Annotated in this window: 12 protein-coding genes, 1 tRNA gene and 1 pseudogene; 11 read left to right on the forward strand and 3 right to left on the reverse strand. The window is 53.0% G+C overall.

What is annotated here, in order from left to right; translation table 11 throughout:
* Window positions 1-8 precede the first annotated feature (8 nt).
* The 3 genes from ACMGF7_RS11305 (at window position 9) to ACMGF7_RS11315 (ending at window position 3,478) form a co-directional block, all read left to right on the forward strand.
* Window positions 9-1,340, forward strand: a complete 1,332-nt coding sequence (locus ACMGF7_RS11305; RefSeq protein WP_049241543.1) for an HlyD family type I secretion periplasmic adaptor subunit — start codon at window positions 9-11, stop codon at window positions 1,338-1,340.
* A gap of 2 nt (window positions 1,341-1,342) precedes the next feature.
* Entirely contained in the window at window positions 1,343-2,716 is a 1,374-nt protein-coding gene (locus tag ACMGF7_RS11310; protein ID WP_049241567.1) for a TolC family outer membrane protein, read from the forward strand.
* A gap of 93 nt (window positions 2,717-2,809) precedes the next feature.
* The gene (locus tag ACMGF7_RS11315; RefSeq protein WP_049241544.1) at window positions 2,810-3,478 is read left to right on the forward strand and encodes a LuxR C-terminal-related transcriptional regulator; all 669 of its coding nucleotides are present in this window, start codon (window positions 2,810-2,812) and stop codon (window positions 3,476-3,478) included.
* A 519-nt stretch (window positions 3,479-3,997) separates the two neighbouring features.
* On the opposite strand, the gene ACMGF7_RS11320 is transcribed toward ACMGF7_RS11315, so the two are convergent.
* Complete coding sequence (locus ACMGF7_RS11320) at window positions 3,998-4,480, reverse strand: hypothetical protein (RefSeq protein ID WP_049241545.1); 483 nt, start codon at window positions 4,478-4,480, stop codon at window positions 3,998-4,000.
* Window positions 4,477-5,292, reverse strand: a complete 816-nt coding sequence (locus tag ACMGF7_RS11325) for a winged helix-turn-helix domain-containing protein (RefSeq protein WP_420286436.1) — start codon at window positions 5,290-5,292, stop codon at window positions 4,477-4,479. The genes ACMGF7_RS11320 and ACMGF7_RS11325 overlap by 4 nt, the downstream gene beginning before the upstream one ends.
* Window positions 5,293-5,920: 628 nt before the next feature.
* Between ACMGF7_RS11325 and ACMGF7_RS11330 the strand changes: the two genes are divergently transcribed.
* The 7 genes and pseudogenes from ACMGF7_RS11330 to ACMGF7_RS11360 form a co-directional block, all read left to right on the forward strand.
* A complete protein-coding gene (locus ACMGF7_RS11330; RefSeq protein WP_049241569.1) occupies window positions 5,921-6,505 on the forward strand; it encodes a fimbrial protein in 585 nt (194 codons plus the stop codon).
* A 49-nt stretch (window positions 6,506-6,554) separates the two neighbouring features.
* On the forward strand, window positions 6,555-7,250 hold the full coding sequence (locus ACMGF7_RS11335; protein ID WP_049241570.1) for a molecular chaperone: 696 nt from the start codon (window positions 6,555-6,557) through the stop codon (window positions 7,248-7,250).
* 15 nt (window positions 7,251-7,265) lie between these two features.
* Window positions 7,266-9,764, forward strand: a complete 2,499-nt coding sequence (locus ACMGF7_RS11340; protein WP_164095646.1) for a fimbria/pilus outer membrane usher protein — start codon at window positions 7,266-7,268, stop codon at window positions 9,762-9,764.
* Between the two features lie 15 nt (window positions 9,765-9,779).
* Window positions 9,780-10,856, forward strand: a complete 1,077-nt coding sequence (locus ACMGF7_RS11345) for a fimbrial protein (protein WP_049241550.1) — start codon at window positions 9,780-9,782, stop codon at window positions 10,854-10,856.
* 80 nt (window positions 10,857-10,936) lie between these two features.
* Window positions 10,937-11,443 (forward strand): response regulator transcription factor, encoded by a 507-nt coding sequence (locus tag ACMGF7_RS11350; RefSeq protein WP_164095645.1) that lies wholly within the window; start codon window positions 10,937-10,939, stop codon window positions 11,441-11,443.
* A 1,008-nt stretch (window positions 11,444-12,451) separates the two neighbouring features.
* Window positions 12,452-15,478, forward strand: coding sequence for a DUF4214 domain-containing protein (locus ACMGF7_RS11355; RefSeq protein WP_164095644.1), 3,027 nt, complete (start codon window positions 12,452-12,454; stop codon window positions 15,476-15,478).
* Window positions 15,479-16,059: 581 nt separating this feature from the next.
* Window positions 16,060-16,454: pseudogene (locus ACMGF7_RS11360) on the forward strand (integrase core domain-containing protein); the annotation flags it as partial.
* A 297-nt stretch (window positions 16,455-16,751) separates the two neighbouring features.
* Here ACMGF7_RS11360 and ACMGF7_RS11365 read toward each other — a convergent pair.
* Window positions 16,752-16,827 (reverse strand) — tRNA-Phe (locus ACMGF7_RS11365).
* A 705-nt stretch (window positions 16,828-17,532) separates the two neighbouring features.
* Here ACMGF7_RS11365 and speF point away from each other — a divergent pair.
* Window positions 17,533-19,698, forward strand: a complete 2,166-nt coding sequence (gene speF / locus ACMGF7_RS11370) for an ornithine decarboxylase SpeF (protein WP_420286755.1) — start codon at window positions 17,533-17,535, stop codon at window positions 19,696-19,698.
* Window positions 19,699-19,703 lie beyond the last annotated feature (5 nt).

Consider the following 19,703-nt stretch of genomic DNA (forward strand, 5'->3'; position numbering starts at 1 on the left):
GTACCTGTATGTCTATGCCAGTTAGCGCACCGCAGACTTCTCTGGAAGTCGCGCTTCCTCAGGATGAGAAGAAATATACCCGTTTGGGGTGGTTGGTTTTGGCCCTTGGGCTGTTCGGATTTTTCATTTGGGCGGCGTTCGCCCCCTTGGATAAAGGCGTCGTGTCGGCAGGTTCGGTGATCGTTTCCGGCAACCGTAAAACGGTGCAGGCGCCGGCGAGCGGCATCATCAAGAGCATTAAGGTCAAGGAAGGCGATTCGGTTAAAGCAGGCGAAGTGCTGGTGCAGTTGAGCCAGGTACAGGCGCAGGCGCAGGTCGACTCCCTGAGCGATCAGTATTACACCACGCTGGCCAGCGAAGCGCGGCTGGTGGCCGAGCGTGACGGGCGCGATGCCATCACGTTTTCACCGGAGTTGGAAAAACTCGCCGGCGAAGCGCGCATCGCGGAAATCCTGACGCTGCAACAACAGCTGTTCAACTCGCGTCGGCAGGCGCTGAAAAGCGAAATCGACGGCTATCGCCAGTCGATCGAAGGCATGCGTTATCAGTTGAAAGGGCTGCAGGACTCGCGGGGCAATAAGGCGATCCAGCTGTCGAGCCTGCGGGAACAGATGAACAGCATGAAGCAGCTGGCCAGTGAAGGCTACCTGCCGCGCAACCGCTATTTGGAGATCCAGCGGCAGTTCGCCGAAGTGAACGGCAGCATTGATGAAACGGTGGGGCGCATCGGCCAATTGCAAAAACAGCTGCAGGAGTCACAGCAGCGCATCGATCAGCGCAATGCGGACTACCAGCGCGAGGTGCGTACCCAACTGGCGCAAACCCAGATGGACAGCAGCGAATACCGCAATCGTCTGGAGACGGCCTCGTTCGATCTGGATAACACCTCGATCACGGCGCCGGTCAACGGCACGGTCGTCGGGCTGAATATCTTTACCCAGGGCGGTGTGGTCGGCGCCGGCGACCATCTTATGGATGTGGTGCCGAGCCAGGCGTCGCTGGTGGTGGATGCGCGCCTGAAGGTGGAACTGGTGGACAAGGTGGCCCAGGGGCTGCCGGTCGATCTGATGTTCACGGCGTTCAATCAGAATAAAACACCGAAGATACCGGGCGAAGTCACGCTGATTTCGGCCGACCGCCTGGTGGATAAAGCCAATGGCGAGCCGTATTACCAGATGCAGGCGACGGTGACGCCGGAAGGCATGAAGATGCTGGCGGGACTGGATATTAAACCCGGCATGCCGGTGGAAGTGTTCGTCAGAACCGGCTCGCGCTCACTGTTGAGTTATCTGTTCAAACCGATTATGGATCGCGCGCGTACGTCGCTGTCGGAGGAATGATTGTGGCACGACTGACAAGGAATTTGGCCGGTGTCGCGTTGGCCGGAGCGGCGTTGTTCGCCTTCTCCGCGCCGGCGCAGGCTATAGGCGTGCTGGATGCGTACTCGCTGGCCATGCAAAAAGATCCGACTTTTTTGGCGGCGCTGAAGGAGAAGGAAGCCGGCGCTGAAAACGAAAACATCGGCCGGGCGGGGCTGCTGCCGAAAGTGTCGCTGAGCTATCAAAACTCGCCGAAGAACTGGCAGCAGGTCACCAGCCCGCAGCGGGTAAACATTTTCAGCAATGAGACCATCGACGTGACCACCCGGCAGCAATATCGCAGCTACTCCGGTTCGGTCACGCTGACCCAGCCGCTGATCGACTATGCGGCCTATGCGCGCTACCGCACCGGTGTGGCGCAGACGCTGATGTCCGACGAGCGTTTTCGCGGCAAGTTTATGGATCTGGCGGTGCGCGTCGTGAGCGCCTATGTCGATGTCGCCTACGCCCGGGATCAAATCGCGCTGGCGGAGGCGCAAAAAGCGGCCTACCAGGAGCAGTTGGCGCTCAACGATCGTCTCCTGAAGGCGGGAGAAGGCACGGTGACTGATGTCTCGGAAACGCAGGCGCGGTTCAGCCTGGCGGAGGCGCAGGCGATAGAGGCGCGCGACGCGTTGGACGCGGCTCAGCGAGAGTTGGAGGTGATCATCGGGCTGCCGCTGGATCAGCTGGAAACGCTGCGCGGGCTGCGGCCTGGCAAGTTCCAGGTGGCGCCGCTCACGCCGACGACCTTTGATGGGTGGCGTGAAAAAGCCATTGCGCACAACCCGACGTTGGCGGCGGCGCGGCACGGCGTGGAAGCAGCGGAGTACGAGGTGGAACGCAACCGGGCGGGATTTTTCCCACAGGTGCAGCTTTACGCTTCCCACTCGGAAAACGATTCCAGCAGCGACAACACGGTGAACCAGAAGTACCGCACCAACAGCATCGGCATCCAGGTCAGCATGCCGCTGTATTCGGGCGGTGGCGTGGCCGCATCGACCCGGCAAGCGGCGGCCAGCTACGGCCAGGCAAAATATGAAATGGATGCGCAGGTGGGGAGCACGCTGAACGATTTGCGTAAACAGTTCAACCTGTGCCTGAGCAGCCGCGCCAAGCTGGCGGCGTATGAGCTGGCGGTCAAGTCGGCGACGGAACAAGTGGATGCCACGCGCAAGAGCGTGCTGGCGGGGCAACGGGTGAACGTCGACGTACTGAACGCGGAGCAACAGCTTTACAGCGCGAAACGCGATTTGGCTTCGGCCAAGTACACCTATATCAAAGCCTGGGTCAGCCTGTTAAATGGCGCGGGCGCGTTGGATCAAGGACACATTCAACAAATAGCCAAATATTTCTGATGCTGCTGCATTCGGTTTCTGCTTTGGCCGGATGCACTGCGGTCAAGTAAGACGTAGAAGCGTTGCGTGGAACACCCACGGAGGGAGCGGTATATGAATAGGAGCTATCGGAGTCTTGTTTTAAAGAACAAAACTGTAGAAAGCATCGCCGTACTGGAACCTTTTCCTTATGTATCCAACGTGCTGGTGGATATGTTTCTGGGGATACCTGAAGTCACGGCCATCTTCGATACGCAACGAATAGAGACGTTGCAGGAGGTGGTGGATAGGAAAGGCATCAATATGGTGTTTATGGATTTGGTTGACAGCGATAACGACCCTATTGCGGGATTATCTTTCATTACCAAGAATGCCTTGCTTTGGCAACATATTGATTTGGTTATATTTACATCAATAACGAATTCTTACATCCTGGAGTTCGCAAGGAAAGTGGGCGCGGTCGCCATACTCTCCAAACGAGACGAGATGGATAAAATCAGGGAGAAGATCAAAACGATATTTTCACGGCGCTCTTTCTACTATCCGAAAGAATGGGCGTTTTATGGAGATGTCAATAATATGAACTTTACACGCAGCGAGTCGGCGATCATTTACTTTCTGTGCCATGGAAAAAGCATGAATGAGATATCTGAGATAATGGGGATATCTTATAAAACAGCACATACCCATAAAAGCAATATTATGAACAAGTTAGGCGTTAAAGGGTTGTTTAACCTACATAAGGTCATTCGTGCGATTAGATTTTCTGAAGGGCACGCCTAATCGTTTTTCGGTTTGATTAACTTAAATCACCGCCAATTTTTGCATAAAGACAAATTTTACCCCCATTTATACCGTTAAAGTGGTATGCAGTAGAAATGTAACGTGAGGAAACAATGGAAAAGATTTTATTAATCGCAGCTTGCGGTCTGCTGGTGACGGCTTTTTTCGCCTTGTATCGACACTTCAAAGGGCGACGTACTTTAGGCCGGCGGCGCCATTAAACCGGCCGGCACCCTCCGCGGCGATGTGATGGGGCGCCTTTCCAGAGCTTTAAGGATAATAAAATAAAAGCCTGGAAGGGTTAAAATATAGATTTACAAATGCGTATATAAACTTTCATTTATAACAAGAAAGCACGATGTGAGAGAAGCCATTGACCCCGCAAGCGCGGGGTTTTTTTTCGGCATCATGAACGGCCTGCCGCCGCTGCGGGAAAATACCCCTGCGATTCAACTGTTCAATGTCTTTCGATTGGCACACTATATTGCGGATTATTCCTCCGCGTGCCCAATATTGCCGTCAGTAACGTTTGCATATGAGAAATGGCGAAGAAATCATGGTGATGATATATTGATTCTTGAGTTTTCCAATTTCAATATATTGCTTGCTTTTACCGTCGATTTGCAGAACGTATTTTTCTTCTATCGATTTCGGCACGTTATCCAAGGCAGAAGGCTTGATATTCACATCATCGATAATGTAGATGCCTTTATTGTCTAAGTCCCACATCTGAAACTTGATCTCTCTGTCGATGCGATAAACTTTGTCCCCGAGCGTTAGCCCGCCTTTTTGCAATATCATTCCATGCCGGTTGTTATAGAGGTTAATCAGCAGGTTGGTGCGAATCGTCACGGATTCTTCGTTGTTAATGTTCTTTCTCGACAACAGTTCGCCCATGCATTGAAGTTTTATATCCGAGCGGCTGCTGATGAACCAGAGTACCGTCGCTGCAGTAGCTAATGAAAATAAAGCGGTTGAACAGATGAGCGCGAGCCTTTTCATTTTATTGTTCCTTGCACGCTTCTTATAGATTTACAGTTATTATAATTGCTATCATCGGCTACCTGGCAAATACCGATAAACGAAACGGGCGATACAAAAGTACTTACGTTGTCTTTGCTGTAAAGAATATCATAACGCGTCGTCTCACAATCCAGCGGTTCGTTACGAAGTTCGGCTTTTGCCTGGTCGATTATCGTATTTTTCACGTGAGGCGGGTTCACGCCTAAATAATAAACATTGCACTTTTTGTAATTGTACAATAAAGCAGGCGTTTCCGTATAAATAACCGGCTCTTTGTTCTGCGTGAGTACATAGAGAAATGACACGATAAACGCTAAGCAGGCAATAATGGCGCTGACGGCGAGAATAGGGGACGGCGCATCTTTGCCTGGTTCGTTATCGGTAATAGGCATCTCTGTAATCGGTAACGTTTCAGGAATGTTCTCCTCGAGAACGGGAGCTTCTTTTAAAATTGCTTCGACCCGAGCATTGAAAATAAAACCGACTTTAGGGATGGTAGTGATAAGTTGCGGATCGTGACCGAATGTCTCAAAGGCTTTGCGTAACTCACTGATCGCGACATTTAGACTATTATTTGAACCTGTAAAACCGTAATCAAACCACACCCGAGCAATCAGCTCGTTGCGTAACGCTGTTTCTTTATTGTGCTTTATCAACTCAAGCAACAGACGGGTGGCCTGGTTGGAAAGCTCCAAAACGCTTTCGTCTTTATCCTGGACTTTAAGATTTTTCTCATCCGGCGAGAAAACCATTCTTAACTCTATGATATACTTCATTTTTTGTGCTGTCATGATTCCGTTACGATAGCCTAAATATAGCTTTAACCATTATATATAGGGAGTCAACATTTCTATATCAATTCTTTTAAATATCTTATTTATTTGAGTTTAAACAGGATTTTATCCTGTTTTGTGTTTGTTTCCGCTTAATTATAAGAATTTATTCATTATTATTGCTTATTTTTTGGTTTTACTGTCTGTTGTTTTCTATAAATTATTATAAGGTTTTGCTTGGGTTCTCTCTGAGTATAATTTCTCTCCACTGAGGCGACACTTCTTGGTGGTGTTTTTTAAGTAATATTTGATTTGGCGGGGCGATTTGAAATTATTTTTAGTGTCGCTTTTATGCGCTATTTTTCTGAACGATGATTTTTTTATGACTCAGCGTGCGGAATGTGATAAGTGCGGATCATGAAAAGGAGTTTTTATAACAAGGACGTGTGCTTTTTTGCCTGTGGGTGAAAAATATGCCGGGGATGCATGATGATTCTCGGTAAAATTTTATATATATAAATACATATATTCATTGATGAATACATCTGATACCGCTCGCCGTTTAAGGCGATTGCGGCCGGAGGGCATTATTGCATGTATGGGGTTATATATGTTTATTTGATTGAATAAAGTAATGGAGTTTTACATGAACAAGAAAATTATCTCTTTGGCGGTGCTGGCTGCTGCGATGACGTCTGCTGCGGCAATGGCTGAAGACAATTCCGCCGGTGGCGTTATTTCTTTCTCCGGTGCGATCACTGACACCACTTGTACTATCAACGGCGGCAAAAGCGCTGACTTCACCGTTGCGCTGAGCCCAATTTCTGTGAAAGACGCCGGCACGACTGTAGGCCCGATCACTAAAAACAAGAAATCATTCTCTCTGACTTTCTCCGGCTGTACGCCAGCTAGCGGCACCGCAGGCACCCCGCTGAAAATTTACTTCTCTTCTGCAGATAACATCTCTAACGATGGCAAATATTTGCTGAACAACTCCGTTAATGAAAATGACGCCGCCGTTGCTAAAAACGTAGGCTTCTCATTGGCTGAACCGGGTTCTTCTACCCCCATTCAGCTGAACGTGCCTTACAACACCAGCATTATCGGTGATAAAACTGCGCCAGAGTCTGAAACCCTGACACTGGATGCTTATTACTACAAGACCAATGCAGACGAAGCGAAAGTAGGTGCTCTGAGCTCTAACGTGACCTACACCATTTCTTATCTGTAATTGGAAAATCGCCAGGCCCGATATTTGGGTCTGGCGTTAAGGGTCGATGATGAAAAAGTATTTATTTCTGGCCGGTTTGCTGTTCAGCTCCACGTATTCTCATGCGAACGTGGTGATTAACGGGACCCGAGTCATATATCCGGAAAGCAATAAAGATGTTGTGGTGCAGCTGTTGAATAACGGCAAGGACCCGTCTTTGGTGCAGTCTTGGATCGATGATGGCGATCTCAATTCAACGCCTGAAACCGCTAACGTGCCTTTTTTGCTTTCACCACCCGTGGTGAAGGTTTCGGGGGATAGCGGCCAACAATTGCGCATTAAGAAAGTGGGGGTTGCGCTGCCGTCGGATCGCGAATCCGTGTTCTATCTCAACGTGCTGGATATTCCGCCGACGCCGGAAAACCTGAAAGGCACCAATACGCTGCAACTGGCGATCAAGTCGCGGATAAAGCTGTTCTATCGTCCCAGCGGTCTGAACGGCGGCGCCGGTGAAGCGCTTAAAAACGTCGACATTCAGGCCAACGGCAAAGGTTTCAAAATCATTAATAAAAGCCCTTACTACCTGACGGTGGCGAATATCGACAATAAAGATAAAAAGCACCTGCTGGTGGATTCCGTGATGGTTGCGCCATTCTCTGATGTCTTCGCTGCAACTAAAGAGGCGGTGATGAAAAACACCCCATATACCCTGATGTATATTGATGACCTGGGGGCTTATAAACTTCAAGCCGTCACCTCGCATTAATGTGAATTTGCAAAAATGAAGCTGAATAAAAAAGCCCTCTCTCTACTGACAGCCTCTTCATTCTTGATGTTGGAAAATGCGTCGGCAATAGAGTTTGATACTTCGCTATTGGCCGGCTCTTCGCGCGAGTCCGATCTTTCGCGTTTTTATATCAACAGCGATATGCCTGCGGGAACGCAGGAAGTTGATATTTATGTCAACAATAATTGGAAGGGGCGTTATTCACTGAATTTTGGTGAAACGAGAGATGACATAAACATCAGCTATCAAGATGCCGCGTTGCTGGGAATCGACATGGCGGATCTGCCCGCGCCTGAAAATGAGCGCGCCATGCTGCCGATCGCGAGCCTGGTTCGAGGCGGGAGAACCGAGCTGGACGTCGGCAGCCTGAGCTTAAGGCTGACGGTGCCGCAATCCCATGTGTTGCGTTCGGAAGCCGGTTATGTCGATCCCAAATTTTGGGATCGTGGCGTATCAGCATTGATGCTGGGTTACAACACGACCTACTACCGCGTGAAATCAAAGCAGGGCGGCAAAGAGGCCACCGACGATTTTTATACCGGGCTGGAGTCCGGCGTCAACCTCGCAGGCTGGCAATTCAGGGACAACAGTTCGTATCGCAAAGCGTCGGGCCAGGACGGCAAGTGGCAAAACAATACCCGTTATGTGCAGAAGGGGTTTGCCGGCATCAAATCCAATTTTACCGCCGGTGACTTTTATTCGCCGGGCGAGCTGTTTGATTCAGTGCGGATGCGTGGCGTGTCATTGGCTTCCGACATCAATATGCGGCCAAACTCGCAGCAGGGTTTTTCGCCGGTGGTGCACGGCGTCGCGCAAACCAACGCCTTGGTGAAAGTCATACAGAGCGGCAACGTGGTCTATCAAGAAAACGTGCCGCCGGGCGCGTTCGTCCTCGACAATATTCAGCCCACGGGTTCCGCGGGCGATCTGTTGGTGGTGGTAAAAGAGGCTGATGGCAGAGAACAGTCTTTCACCGTGCCTTTTTCCGCCGTGCCAAACATGCTCAAACAGGGCGTGAACAAATACAGCCTGCTGGTTGGTGAAGTGAAGCAGTCCAATACCGATTATCAGCCAGGCTTTGTGCAGGGCACGCTGCAATACGGTTTCAATAATCTGGTCACCGGTTACGCCGGGGGCATTATCAGCGATGATTACCGTTCTTACCTGCTGGGCAGCGGCTGGAATCTGCCGATCGGCGCGGTGTCGCTGGACGTCACCCATGCCAATACTTCCCTGAAAGATCGCCGCGAAAGCGGGCAAAGTTTCCGCATTGCCTACAGCAAATTCCTCGATGCTACCGCCACCAACTTTACTCTCGCGGCGTATCGTTATTCGACCAAGGGTTATTACAGTTTCAGCGACGCGATTTATGCGCATGAGGGATATCGCCAGTTCGAGACGCGCTTTAATGAGCTGCGGGAAAATGAAGAGGGCGGCGAGAGCGCCGATCTGGATATGAATACCTGGGATGCGCTGCGTTCCGCTCGGCCTCGCAACACCTTTAACCTGAACCTGAATCAGCGGTTGGATGACGGCTGGGGCACGGTCTATTTTTCCGGCACACAGCGTGATTATTGGACGCAAAACGGCAAAAGCCGGGAATATCAGCTTGGTTATTCCAATGCCTACGGCAAGGTGAGCTACAACGTTTCCGCCAGCCGGGTTCGGAATGCTTCGCGACAGGAAGAGACGCGTTACTATTTTTCGGTCAGCTTGCCGTTGGCGATATTCGACACCCCGGCGTACCTCAGCAGCGGAATGACGGCGACCAACTCCCGTTATCAACAGAGCAATATCAGCCTGAGCGGCAATGCGTTGGAGTCGAATCGCTTAAGTTACGCCGTTGCCGCCAGCAATCAGCGCGGCGGCAACAATATGGGCAGCGCCAACGTGGCATATCGCACGAGTTTCTCTACCTTGGGCGCATCATACAGTGAGTCTTCCGGCTATCGGCAGGCGGGTTTGAGCGGCCGCGGCAGCCTGGTGGCGATTCCCTGGCACGTGCTGGCATCCAATGAGTTCGGCAACACCATGACGGTGGTGGAAGCGCCAAAGGCCGCCGGCCTGATGGTCAACGGCGATGAAAGCATCGTCACCAACAGCGCGGGGTTGGCGCTGGTACCGTACGCCACTCCATACCGGGAAAACTCGGTGACGCTGTCGGACACCGGCAACAGCAGCGGCGCGGAGATCATCGGCAATATCGCCAACAGCGTGCCTTACGCCGGTGCGGTTAACTACCTGCGGTTTGAAACCGACCAGCGTCAGTCCTATACGCTGCGCGCTTATAAACACGATGACAAGCCACTGCCGTTCGGCGCGGAAGTGCTGGATGACGCTGGGGAATCCATCGGCTATGTCGGCCAGGCCAGCATGCTGTACCTGCGCGCCGATCGCGAGCCGAAAGCGTTGACAGTGCGCTTGCGCAACGGCAGCTGCCGGATAGAGCGGCCTGCGCTGGCGCCGGATGCCGCACCTGGCGTATGCCAATAACACGGGATATGGACGATGAAATTCAGAAGCGTTGCTTTGTTGCTGCTGTCCGGGCTGTTTTGCAATTACGGCTATGCAGCTTGCTATGAAAAAACCAGCATGGGATACGGTACGCCGATATCTATCGACTTGTCGGACAAGCTGAGTGCAAAAAATCCGGTCTGGCAAGGCGAATACGCCACCCAATATGTCGGGAGCTTTAAGTGTTCGGGAGGCCTTTTCCAAAATTATGAGTTCGCCTATACCTCACTGTTGCCTACCGGCTCTAAAAACCCAGTGATTATCGGGTTTAACAATGGCAAGCAGTGGGTGCGCGCCGAAATTGTCAATGAGATAGACGGCGTAAAGTTAAAAGGAGCCGGAACTTATTCGGCCAGCGAGTTGAACCAGCCGATGACGTTGCGTTTCTCGTTGGTCGACAAGAAGGGCACCGCCGTGCCCGGCGACACCAAACAGTTTGATAGCGCACTGCTGGTTTCCGACGTGACCGGTATTGGTCCTTTGACCTGGATTATCAAAATGACGGGCAAGCTGCTCACTTGGATCCTGAGCGGGTTTCAGGATTGGCCCATTGATGAGCGCGATATGTATGCCCAACCGCTCATTCTGCGCTACGCGCCCAAAATGACCACCTGCAGTTTTGACAATGCCGGGCTGCAGGTCATGCTGCCAAAAACCGGCATCGCCCAATTGGGGAAAAATGCTCAGGCCGGCTATACCCCGTTTACGTTGAACATGAGCTGCGAGAACATGCATCAAGCGGGTATCGCCGATCGCGGCGTCGACATGTTTTTATCCAGCAACAACCTGTTGCCTGCCGATGGCACGGTGCTGACCGATAAGAATCCTGGCGCTGCGCAAGGGGTGGGTATTCGGCTGGTGCAGGCTGATAAGCCGGGCTCGCCGGTCATGCTTTCGACCTCTCCGAACGATCGCGGCAATGCAACGTCCTTATTTAATGTGGCGGTCGGCCAGGCATTGGCAAGCCATTTCTCTATTCGTATGGGCGCTTATTATTATCCTTATGATATTTCCGGCGCCACTCAAGGGGAAATTAATGCTTCGGCGACGCTGAACATTATTTACGACTGAAATGGAGACGCGCCGCTGCGCGCCTTCAGTGGTTGTTTCGATGATGCATTGTTAATGTGATGGTGAGCGGTAATAGTTGTATGCGTGTAACGGTTCTTAGCGATGACTATTTTTTTTCGTTGGGTATGAAAGTGATGTTGAGCCGTGAATACGGCAATGAGTTGTTTGTGCAGGGGCGGCATTTGCCGCGCTATGGACAGATTAGGCCCGCATATTTTCAAGCTGGCTTGTTTATACTCTCTTTCTCTTCGATAGGGCGAGTGTTGGAAATACTCTCTATCGCGCGGAATCCTGAATTTAAGGCGCTGATATTTACGCCGCTTCGTTGTGGCCAGCTGCTCAATGTTAATTGCATCGAGAAAAATGCCGGCATGGCGGAGATAGTGAAGGAGATCGATCGGGTTTTGGCTCGTAATTGGGGGACTTCGATGTCGCCAAGAGAGTTTCTTGTATTATCGCTGCTGTTGAAGGGGGCAACGATGGCGACGATTGCCAACGTGCTGGCGATCAGTGAAAAAACGGTGAGCCAGCATAAAATGAATGGGCTGCGCAAGCTGGGATTCGAACGGCTGGGGCAGCTTATTTAGGTGAAAGCCGCTACGGCCAGGCGGGAGAACGGCGCTGACGACATACGGTCTTTCGGCGGCGGGCACCGAGTGCATGATGTTTCTGGGTGGGGATTTTCCCGCCTTTTTTATTGCGGCCAATTGGGCGTCGCGCAGGACGATCAATCCTCCTCTGCTTTAAGCGCCCGGCGGCTATGCCCGTTAGGGCGCGTCGGCCTTTTCCACTGCGGCTTCCAGCCGTAATTTCATATCACCGCCGCCGTAACGGTGCGGCCTTTCACCGTATTTCATCGTGAAAAAACACGGTGTTCGGCGTTCTTTGCTGGTGAGTAAAATGGCGATCTTCCCGCTTCATAGGGGGATTTTGCCTGAAAATAAAGAATTTACATTCTACGGTTTTATAACTCATTGTATTTTATTGTTTATTTTATAGGGTGAATCTTAATTAACACGTGAGGCTAAGCTGGTCGATTATTGCTCTAAAAATGAGAATTTTTTAAGTTTCTCGACCTATTCTTTATTCTCGCGCTTATAAGTAATTTATCGCTATAGGAATTTTAAAATATATTTTATTCCTTTGTTTTATGTATTGTTTTGTCTTTTTGTGTAAATGGATTTATGTTCTGAAAAATAATCAATGTATAGATTTTAAATCTTATAAATAGTTATATTTCAAATCAATATATTATAATTTTGCGATTTTTGGTTTTAAAGTCTATTTGTGGGTGGTGTTTTTCAAGAGGTTGCGGTTGTTGCATTTATATATATATTTAGCCTCGTGAAAGGCTTTCATATCACTAGCGAACATAAATTTTTATTTGCTGTATATGCGCCGAATTCCTCATGGCAGAGAATTGGCGATGGTGCTTTCATTTCACAGCCGGGGCGATATGCGAAGGGGCAAGAATAAACCTTTGCAGTGCTTTGGTTTCGATCATATGCCAAATGTATTTTTGGATTCTATTCATTTGCTCTTTAGCCACTGGAGGCTATTGGCATATGTCATCAGTTATATAAGGAGAATCACCTATGGCATCTTTAAACTTTCAAAAAGAAGCCGTTGCCCTTACATACGCGGTGCTCGGCGTAAAACTCGATGCTGCGACTTATGACTCCGTCGGCAGCAGCATTGAGAAAAATCAACTGTCGGCCGAAGACTATGTCGGCGCATTGCTGAAATCTCCCGCTGGCGCCGAGAAGTACGCAGGCCAAAGTGATTTGGATATTTTGAGCAGCATTTACGCCGATACCTACGGTAAACCGGCGCCGGAAGGTTATCTGGACGACATGCTGGCGCAAAATGGCCTGGAAGGCGCGATCGCATCGGTCATCACCGACCTGCTGAACTACAATGGCGTCGACGCCGACATGTTGGCGACTCAGGAGCATTACGACCAGCAGCTGGATGAGATCCTTTATCCGTCTTATACCGTCGCCGGCGGCGCTGATGGCGTCTCCGACATTCTGGCGCTGTACTACCTGGTCGGCATCGACCCGGTGATGGGCACCGTCAATTCGCTGGGCAGCCAAATCAATAGTGGCGCCCTGACGTTTGAACAGGCGGCGTCCAAGTTCATCAACGATCGCCCGGCGCTGTCGTCGATGGCGAACGACGCGTTCGTCAACACACTGTTCGCCGAAGCCTACGGCCGCGAGCCGACTGCGGCAGAGTTTGAACAGTACACGACGTACCTGAACAACGGCGGCGATAAAGGCCAGGTGCTGGTCGATATGATCAACGATCTGCGCGGTACCGTCTCCTCTGACGACGCGGCGGCGCAGCAGCAGTTCCTGAACGACACCACCCCGCATGCGCCGGGCGAGATCGCCGATCTGGCGACGCTGGAAATCGTGGCGTCGATCTTCCTGGCGATCCCGCAGCGCAACGTTGACGCGCAGGGCCTGGACGACTGGAGCAGTTACCTGGAACGCGAAGGCAACTCGATGAGCTCGCTGACGGCGAAGCTGATCACCTCCGCCGAGTTCCAGAAAAAAGGCGCCTCGCTGAACGGCGACGAGTTCATTCAGCACGTGTACACTGCGGTGCACGGCGTGCCGGCCAATGCATCCCAGCTGCAGAAGTACGCGCAGTTCGGTTCCGACAAGACGAAAATCACCGTCTCTATCATCAACGATCTGCGCAACTCGACCGCGACCGATAACGCGACCGTGAGCCAGCAGCATGCGTTTGAGCACGATATCGGCACCAGCCTGGCGTATAAAACCTCGGCTCTGCTGTCCGCTTCTTCAACGGACGGCAACGCCACCGGCACCGTCAACACCGGCAAGGGCCACGTGCTGAGCAATGCGGAAACCGCGGTGCTGGTGAATGCGGTGTTGGACGCCAACGCGGACACCACCGTCAACCTGAAGTTCGCCGATCATCTGGCTAACCTGACCATCAACGGCGGCAACGCCACCACGGTCAACCTGTCGGACAACGGCGTCAATAAGGGTGTGGACATCATCGTCAACAACGGCAATGTGATCCTGAACGCCGGCTCAGGCGACGATCACGTGCTGGTGACCTCCGTGGCCAACATCGCCGAAGGCACCGGGAAATTCAACCTGGGCGCCGGCAACGACGTGCTGAAATGGGCCGGCAACGCCACCAATGGCGTAAACGTGGTCAGCAAAGACATTAGCGCCAACGGCGGCGACGGCGTGGACACCATCTCCGCCAACTTCATCACCAAACAGCTGACCACCACCTCCAGCTCCAACTGGCTGGGAACGTCTTACAAAACCACCATCACCACCAACGCCGGCCAGTTCAGCAACTTTGAGAAGATCGATCTGGGCGGCTATGTCGGCGGTACCGGCGCGACGCTGAACGGCGGTTATGTGGGCGTTGATACCGGCCACCAGTTCGATTTCGGCGTGATCAACGGCAAGGCGACGGCGGATGAGATCAAGAACGTTGGCAAGCTGACCAACGTTTCCGCTTCTTCATCACTAGGCACGCAGGGCTTCGTGCTGTCGAGCATGGCGGACAACGTCAGGGTGATTAACATCGCCAGCACCAAAGGCGGCAACGCGGCGCAGCTGGAAGTGACCGGCAACGCCACCGCCGCCAGCAGCCTGGGCTTTACGTTCCTGGAGAATGCGACCAGCAAGTTCGACATTAACTTCACCGCTAAAAGCGACAGCGATGTCAACGCCGGCTCCATCTCGCTGAACAGCAGCAGCAGCTTGCTGTTCGGCACGGCGCTGGAGACGGTGAACATTAACTCCAGCGGCACCGGCGATTTCAGCAACATCCTGAACCTGGCGAGCAGCAATCAGGTGAAGACGGTGAAAATTTCCGGCGATCACTATCTGGATCTGCACGTCAGCGCCGATAACGGCAGCTTGCGTAACATCGATGCGTCTTCCAACTCAGCTGGGGTGACCATCACCTCCGAAGTGGCGGGAACGGGCCAGGGCTTCATTCTGGACTTCCTGGATCTGCTGCCGTTCAGCTCGCTGACCAAGACGATCGCCGCGATGTTTGGCCTGAAGCGGGATGACGTGCATGTCACTGGCTCCAGTCAGGACGACGTGATCAGCGTGATGGGCAACACCAACGTGACCGGCGGCGCGGGGCATGACACCTTCAAACTGCTCAGTAGCACCACCGAGGCGGCGGTGACTATCAAGGACTTCAACATGTATGAAGATACCCTGGTGGATACGCAGTCCGGCATGACGATGTCCGGCAAGGGCGACATCAACGCCAACAACGGCACCCAGGTGGCGGATTACGGTTCCGTGTCCGGCGCGGCCAGCTGGATTGCCGGCATTCTGGGCGGCATCATTACCGGCGCCATTGTGGGCGTGACCAACATCATCAACCAGATCCTGGGGCTGGATAAGCAGCCGTTGTCAGAGGTCGGCATCGTCAGCGCGGACGGCGGCAGCTATGTGATCGTCGATAAGAATGGCGACGGCAAGCTGGATAAAGGCGATACCTTCGTCTTCCTGGATGGCGTTGATCATAATGAAGCGATGAAGCTGTACTACGCGAATGACATCAGCCTCAACGGCGTGGCATCTCAGTCAACCGAATTTGCCTGATAGTTCATTGCGTTATTCTACAAGGCAGGGATTTCCCTGCCTTTTTTCTTGTCCGCTAGTGAGCCCTGGATGATTGTTTGCTTACGCGAAGGGGCTATTACTTCTTACGTCCGCTATTAATGCGCGCCGCTGCGGCGTCTTATCGCTCCTTTCCACTATGATCTGACCTTTCTGCGACGTTTACGAGCTGGTGGCAATCCTACGACGATATTCATTAGTAACCGTTACTTTTCTACGCTGGGGATATCGGCGGGATAAAGGGTGGGGCAACGGCAGCTGCCGGGAAGGGGAGATAAAAAAGCCCTATATAGATAGGGCAAAGACACACAACAACACCAGGGAAACTTTCCAACATCTTATATTATAGCTGCCTATATATACAGACAATTTTGTCCTAAATGTGTAAGCGATTCTTATTATGCCGAATGGTTTTTCACTCTGCCGGCTCCGTCGGCCATCTGATCCCCAGCCTGTTTTTCGCACCGGCGTGCACGCCGAATCTGCACGCGGCAGCCGGCAGCGTGGCGTTAATCATCGACAGTGGTCTTCAGCTTCCTGAAGAGAGGGAAAGATAGTTGTAAAATGGGAATACAGCACTGATAGACAGCGCCCTGCGGATGGCATGTGAGGCGCGGGGCAACCACATGATGTCATGTTCCATAGCGATCAGTGAGGTCAGCATACAGGACTGAGATATCAACAACTTTTATGTCGTGACAGAATAAAACAAAGCGTCACTAGACGGGGAAACTGCTGGGGTAATAGCCCTATGAAACGCAGCTTCCGCAGTCTGAAAACAGAATGGGTGCCTACGAATGATTACGCAGAAAAGGGCGAGTCCCCGCAGCAAATTAATGATTATATATTGAACTACTGTAATAGAATCAGACCTCACCATGATAACGGTGGGCTGACACCGGAAGAGTCGGAGAACAGATGCCATTTTTACTGTAACACCGCGGCCAAGATGATTTGACCACTACATTCGCAAGGGACTTGATGTGGGGGAGAGTTGAGTAGATTTGTGTTGAATGGAACGATTCGAGATGTGTGATTTTATGCGGGCTGATAATGCAAAAACGGACCTCCGTGGAGGTCCGTTGATATGAATAGGATGCCCGGACTCGGACAACCGGCGCTGGCGCCGCGTTGAACAGCGCTTTAGCGCTGGCCCGCAGGGTGAGGCCGTAAGATCGAATAATCGAACGCAGTTCGATGGAGAGTCCGTACCCCAGAAAGCGAAAAACCCGCCATAGGCGGGTTATTCTAAATATGGTGCCCGGACTCGGAATCGAACCAAGGACACGGGGATTTTCAATCCCCTGCTCTACCGACTGAGCTATCCGGGCAACGGGGCGCATTAAACCGTATTGGCCGGATGGCGTCAATCGCTTTCTGTCACAAAGCCGATCGGTTGCTCTATTTTCAGGCAGCAAGCCCGGAGGGGCGGGGGACGGGGGGATATCCGCATTCAATAAATATGCATATAAAACGTGTATTTATACCATCTTAAAACGCGCGATTTTTGGTTTTTCAATTAAATAACAATGAATTATGCTTTAATCAATGGACGTTCAATCAAGGCGATTCTCGCTTGAACCCTGCAACGAATCATGCAATCATTGCGCAAATTTTAGCACTCTCCGTTCCCTGACGGTGTTTCCGCTTCTTATAAGCCAGAGGGTTATTGGCATGACTGGTTTTGTTGCTCAAGCGCTGCTGCGCACCAGACATCTGACACCGCCACCGTTCCGCCGTTGTTTCCTCCGCACGTCATCCGCCCGAATACGCCTGCCGGCCATGCGGTAAGGCCGCCTGACGCTCGCTGTTAGGCATGCGTAAAGCCAGCGCTGCGGCCCTGATTTTACTGATGCCTGTCGGACGCTGCCAAGACCAGTTCCCCCGATAGCCGCCTGATGATCCCCGATCATGAGCCGGTCACGCACGCCGCTTATGCTGCCGTGCCCGGGTATCGCTTTTACCGGGATAACCGCGTTATCTCATTACCGTGCCGGTGGCACACCCTCATCCTTCACCGTTTGAGAGTCAGCATGATGAAAGAATTGAAAATCGCGACCAGCGCCAGCCTGGTCGCCACCATTGAGACGCTGCGCCAGATCGTGCGCGTAGAGCAGACGGACTACACTGACGTGGCGGCGGCGGTGGTGTCGGTCGCCGACGTGAACGCCGGCATTCTGGCGCGCTTGCAGGCGACGGGGTTCGACATTCCGACCTTCGTGGCGGTGGAAGGGGACGAGCATCTCTCGCCGGACTATCTGCCGTTTGTCAGTGGGGTTTTCGCGCTGCTGGCCGGCGCCAGCAAGCCGTTCTACATGGCGCAGCTGGAGGCCGCCGCCGACGCCTACGAGCAGGCGCTGCTGCCGCCGTTCTTCAAAACGCTGAAGACCTACGTCGAGATGGAAAACTCAACCTTCGCCTGCCCGGGGCATCAGGGCGGCGAGTTCTTCCGCAAACACCCGGCCGGCCGGCAGTTTTTCGATTTCTACGGCGAGACCCTGTTCCGTTCCGATATGTGCAACGCCGACGTCAAGCTGGGCGATTTGCTGATCCACGAAGGCTCGGCCAAGGATGCGCAAAAGCACGCGGCGCGGGTGTTCAACGCCGATAAAACCTACTTCGTGCTCAACGGCACCTCGGCGGCCAACAAGGTGGTGACCAACGCGCTGCTGACCCGCGGCGATCTGGTGCTGTTCGATCGCAACAACCACAAATCCAACCACCATGGGGCGCTGATCCAGGCCGGCGCCACGCCGATCTATCTGGAAACCGCCCGCAACCCGTTCGGCTTTATCGGCGGCATCGATGCGCACTGCTTCGACGAACGCTATCTGCGCGAGCAGATCCGCGAGGTGACGCCGGAGAAAGCCGCGGCGGCGCGGCCGTTCCGGCTGGCGATCATTCAGCTCGGCACTTACGACGGCACGATTTACAACGCTCGCCAGGTGATCGACACCATCGGCCACCTGTGCGATTACATTCTGTTCGACTCCGCCTGGGTGGGTTACGAAGGCTTTATTCCGATGCTGAAAGAGTGCTCGCCGCTGCTGCTGGAGCTGGACGAGCACGATCCGGGCATTTTCGTCACCCAGTCGGTGCATAAACAGCAGGCAGGGTTCTCGCAGACCTCGCAGATCCATAAGAAAGACGACCATATCAAAGGGCAAAAGCGCCACTGCAACCACAAGCACCTGAACAACGCGTTCATGCTGCATGCGTCGACCAGCCCGTTCTATCCGCTGTTCGCCGCGCTGGACGTCAACGCCAAGATGCACGCCGGCCCCGCCGGGCGCCGCATGTGGATGGACTGCGTCAAGCTGGGCATCGAGACGCGCAAACAGCTGCTCACGCGCTGCTCGCAGCTGAAGCCGTTTATTCCGCAGCAGGTGGCGGGCAAAGACTGGCAGGATCACGATACCGATCTGATCGCCAACGACGCGCGCTTCTTCACCTTCGTGCCGGGGGAGACGTGGCACGGCTTCGAAGGCTATGCCCAGGATCAGTATCTGGTGGATCCGTGCAAGCTGCTGCTGACCACGCCGGGGATTGACGCCGCGACCGGCCAATACACCGAGTTCGGCGTGCCGGCCACCATTCTGGCCAACTTCCTGCGCGAGAACGGCATCGTGCCGGAGAAGTGCGATCTCAACTCGATCCTGTTCCTGCTGACCCCGGCGGAGAACCCGGCCAAGATGGAACAGCTGGTGGAGATGCTGGCGCAGTTCGAACGCTATGTCGAAGAGGATGCGCCGCTGAGCGTGGTGCTGCCGACGGTGTACCGCAAGAACGAGCAGCGTTACCGCGGCTACAGCATCCGCCGGCTGTGTCAGGAGATGCACGATCTGTACGTCAGCTTTGACGTCAAGCAGCTGCAAAAGGAGATGTTCCGTCAGGATCATTTCCCGCCGGTGGTGATGAACCCGCAGGACGCCAACGTGGAGTTTATCCGCGACAACGTCGAGCTGGTGCCGATCGGCCAGGCGGAAGGGCGCATCGCGGCGGAAGGGGCCCTGCCGTATCCGCCGGGCGTGCTGTGCGTGGTGCCGGGCGAAGTGTGGGGCGGCGCGGTGCAGCGCTACTTCCTGGCGCTGGAGGAGGGTATCAACCGCCTGCCGGGCTTCTCGCCGGAGCTGCAGGGGGTCTACATCGAGAAAAAAGATCACGGCTGGAAGCGCATCTTTGGCTATATGATCAAGCAGTAAAAAAA

The sequence above is a fragment of the Serratia sp. BNK-17 genome (genome assembly GCF_048684935.1).
GTDB classification, from domain to species: Bacteria; Pseudomonadota; Gammaproteobacteria; order Enterobacterales; family Enterobacteriaceae; genus Serratia; species Serratia nematodiphila.

Coding starts and splice junctions, on each gene's coding strand:
- ACMGF7_RS11330 (WP_049241569.1), top strand. CDS start 5,921: ATGAACAAGAAAATTATCTCTTTGGCGGTGCTGGCTGCTGCGATGACG.
- ACMGF7_RS11335 (WP_049241570.1), top strand. CDS start 6,555: ATGAAAAAGTATTTATTTCTGGCCGGTTTGCTGTTCAGCTCCACGTAT.
- ACMGF7_RS11350 (WP_164095645.1), top strand. CDS start 10,937: ATGCGTGTAACGGTTCTTAGCGATGACTATTTTTTTTCGTTGGGTATG.
- ACMGF7_RS11305 (WP_049241543.1), top strand. CDS start 9: ATGTCTATGCCAGTTAGCGCACCGCAGACTTCTCTGGAAGTCGCGCTT.
- speF (WP_420286755.1), top strand. CDS start 17,533: ATGAAAGAATTGAAAATCGCGACCAGCGCCAGCCTGGTCGCCACCATT.
- ACMGF7_RS11340 (WP_164095646.1), top strand. CDS start 7,266: ATGAAGCTGAATAAAAAAGCCCTCTCTCTACTGACAGCCTCTTCATTC.
- ACMGF7_RS11355 (WP_164095644.1), top strand. CDS start 12,452: ATGGCATCTTTAAACTTTCAAAAAGAAGCCGTTGCCCTTACATACGCG.
- ACMGF7_RS11325 (WP_420286436.1), bottom strand. CDS start 5,292: ATGACAGCACAAAAAATGAAGTATATCATAGAGTTAAGAATGGTTTTC.
- ACMGF7_RS11320 (WP_049241545.1), bottom strand. CDS start 4,480: ATGAAAAGGCTCGCGCTCATCTGTTCAACCGCTTTATTTTCATTAGCT.
- ACMGF7_RS11315 (WP_049241544.1), top strand. CDS start 2,810: ATGAATAGGAGCTATCGGAGTCTTGTTTTAAAGAACAAAACTGTAGAA.
- ACMGF7_RS11345 (WP_049241550.1), top strand. CDS start 9,780: ATGAAATTCAGAAGCGTTGCTTTGTTGCTGCTGTCCGGGCTGTTTTGC.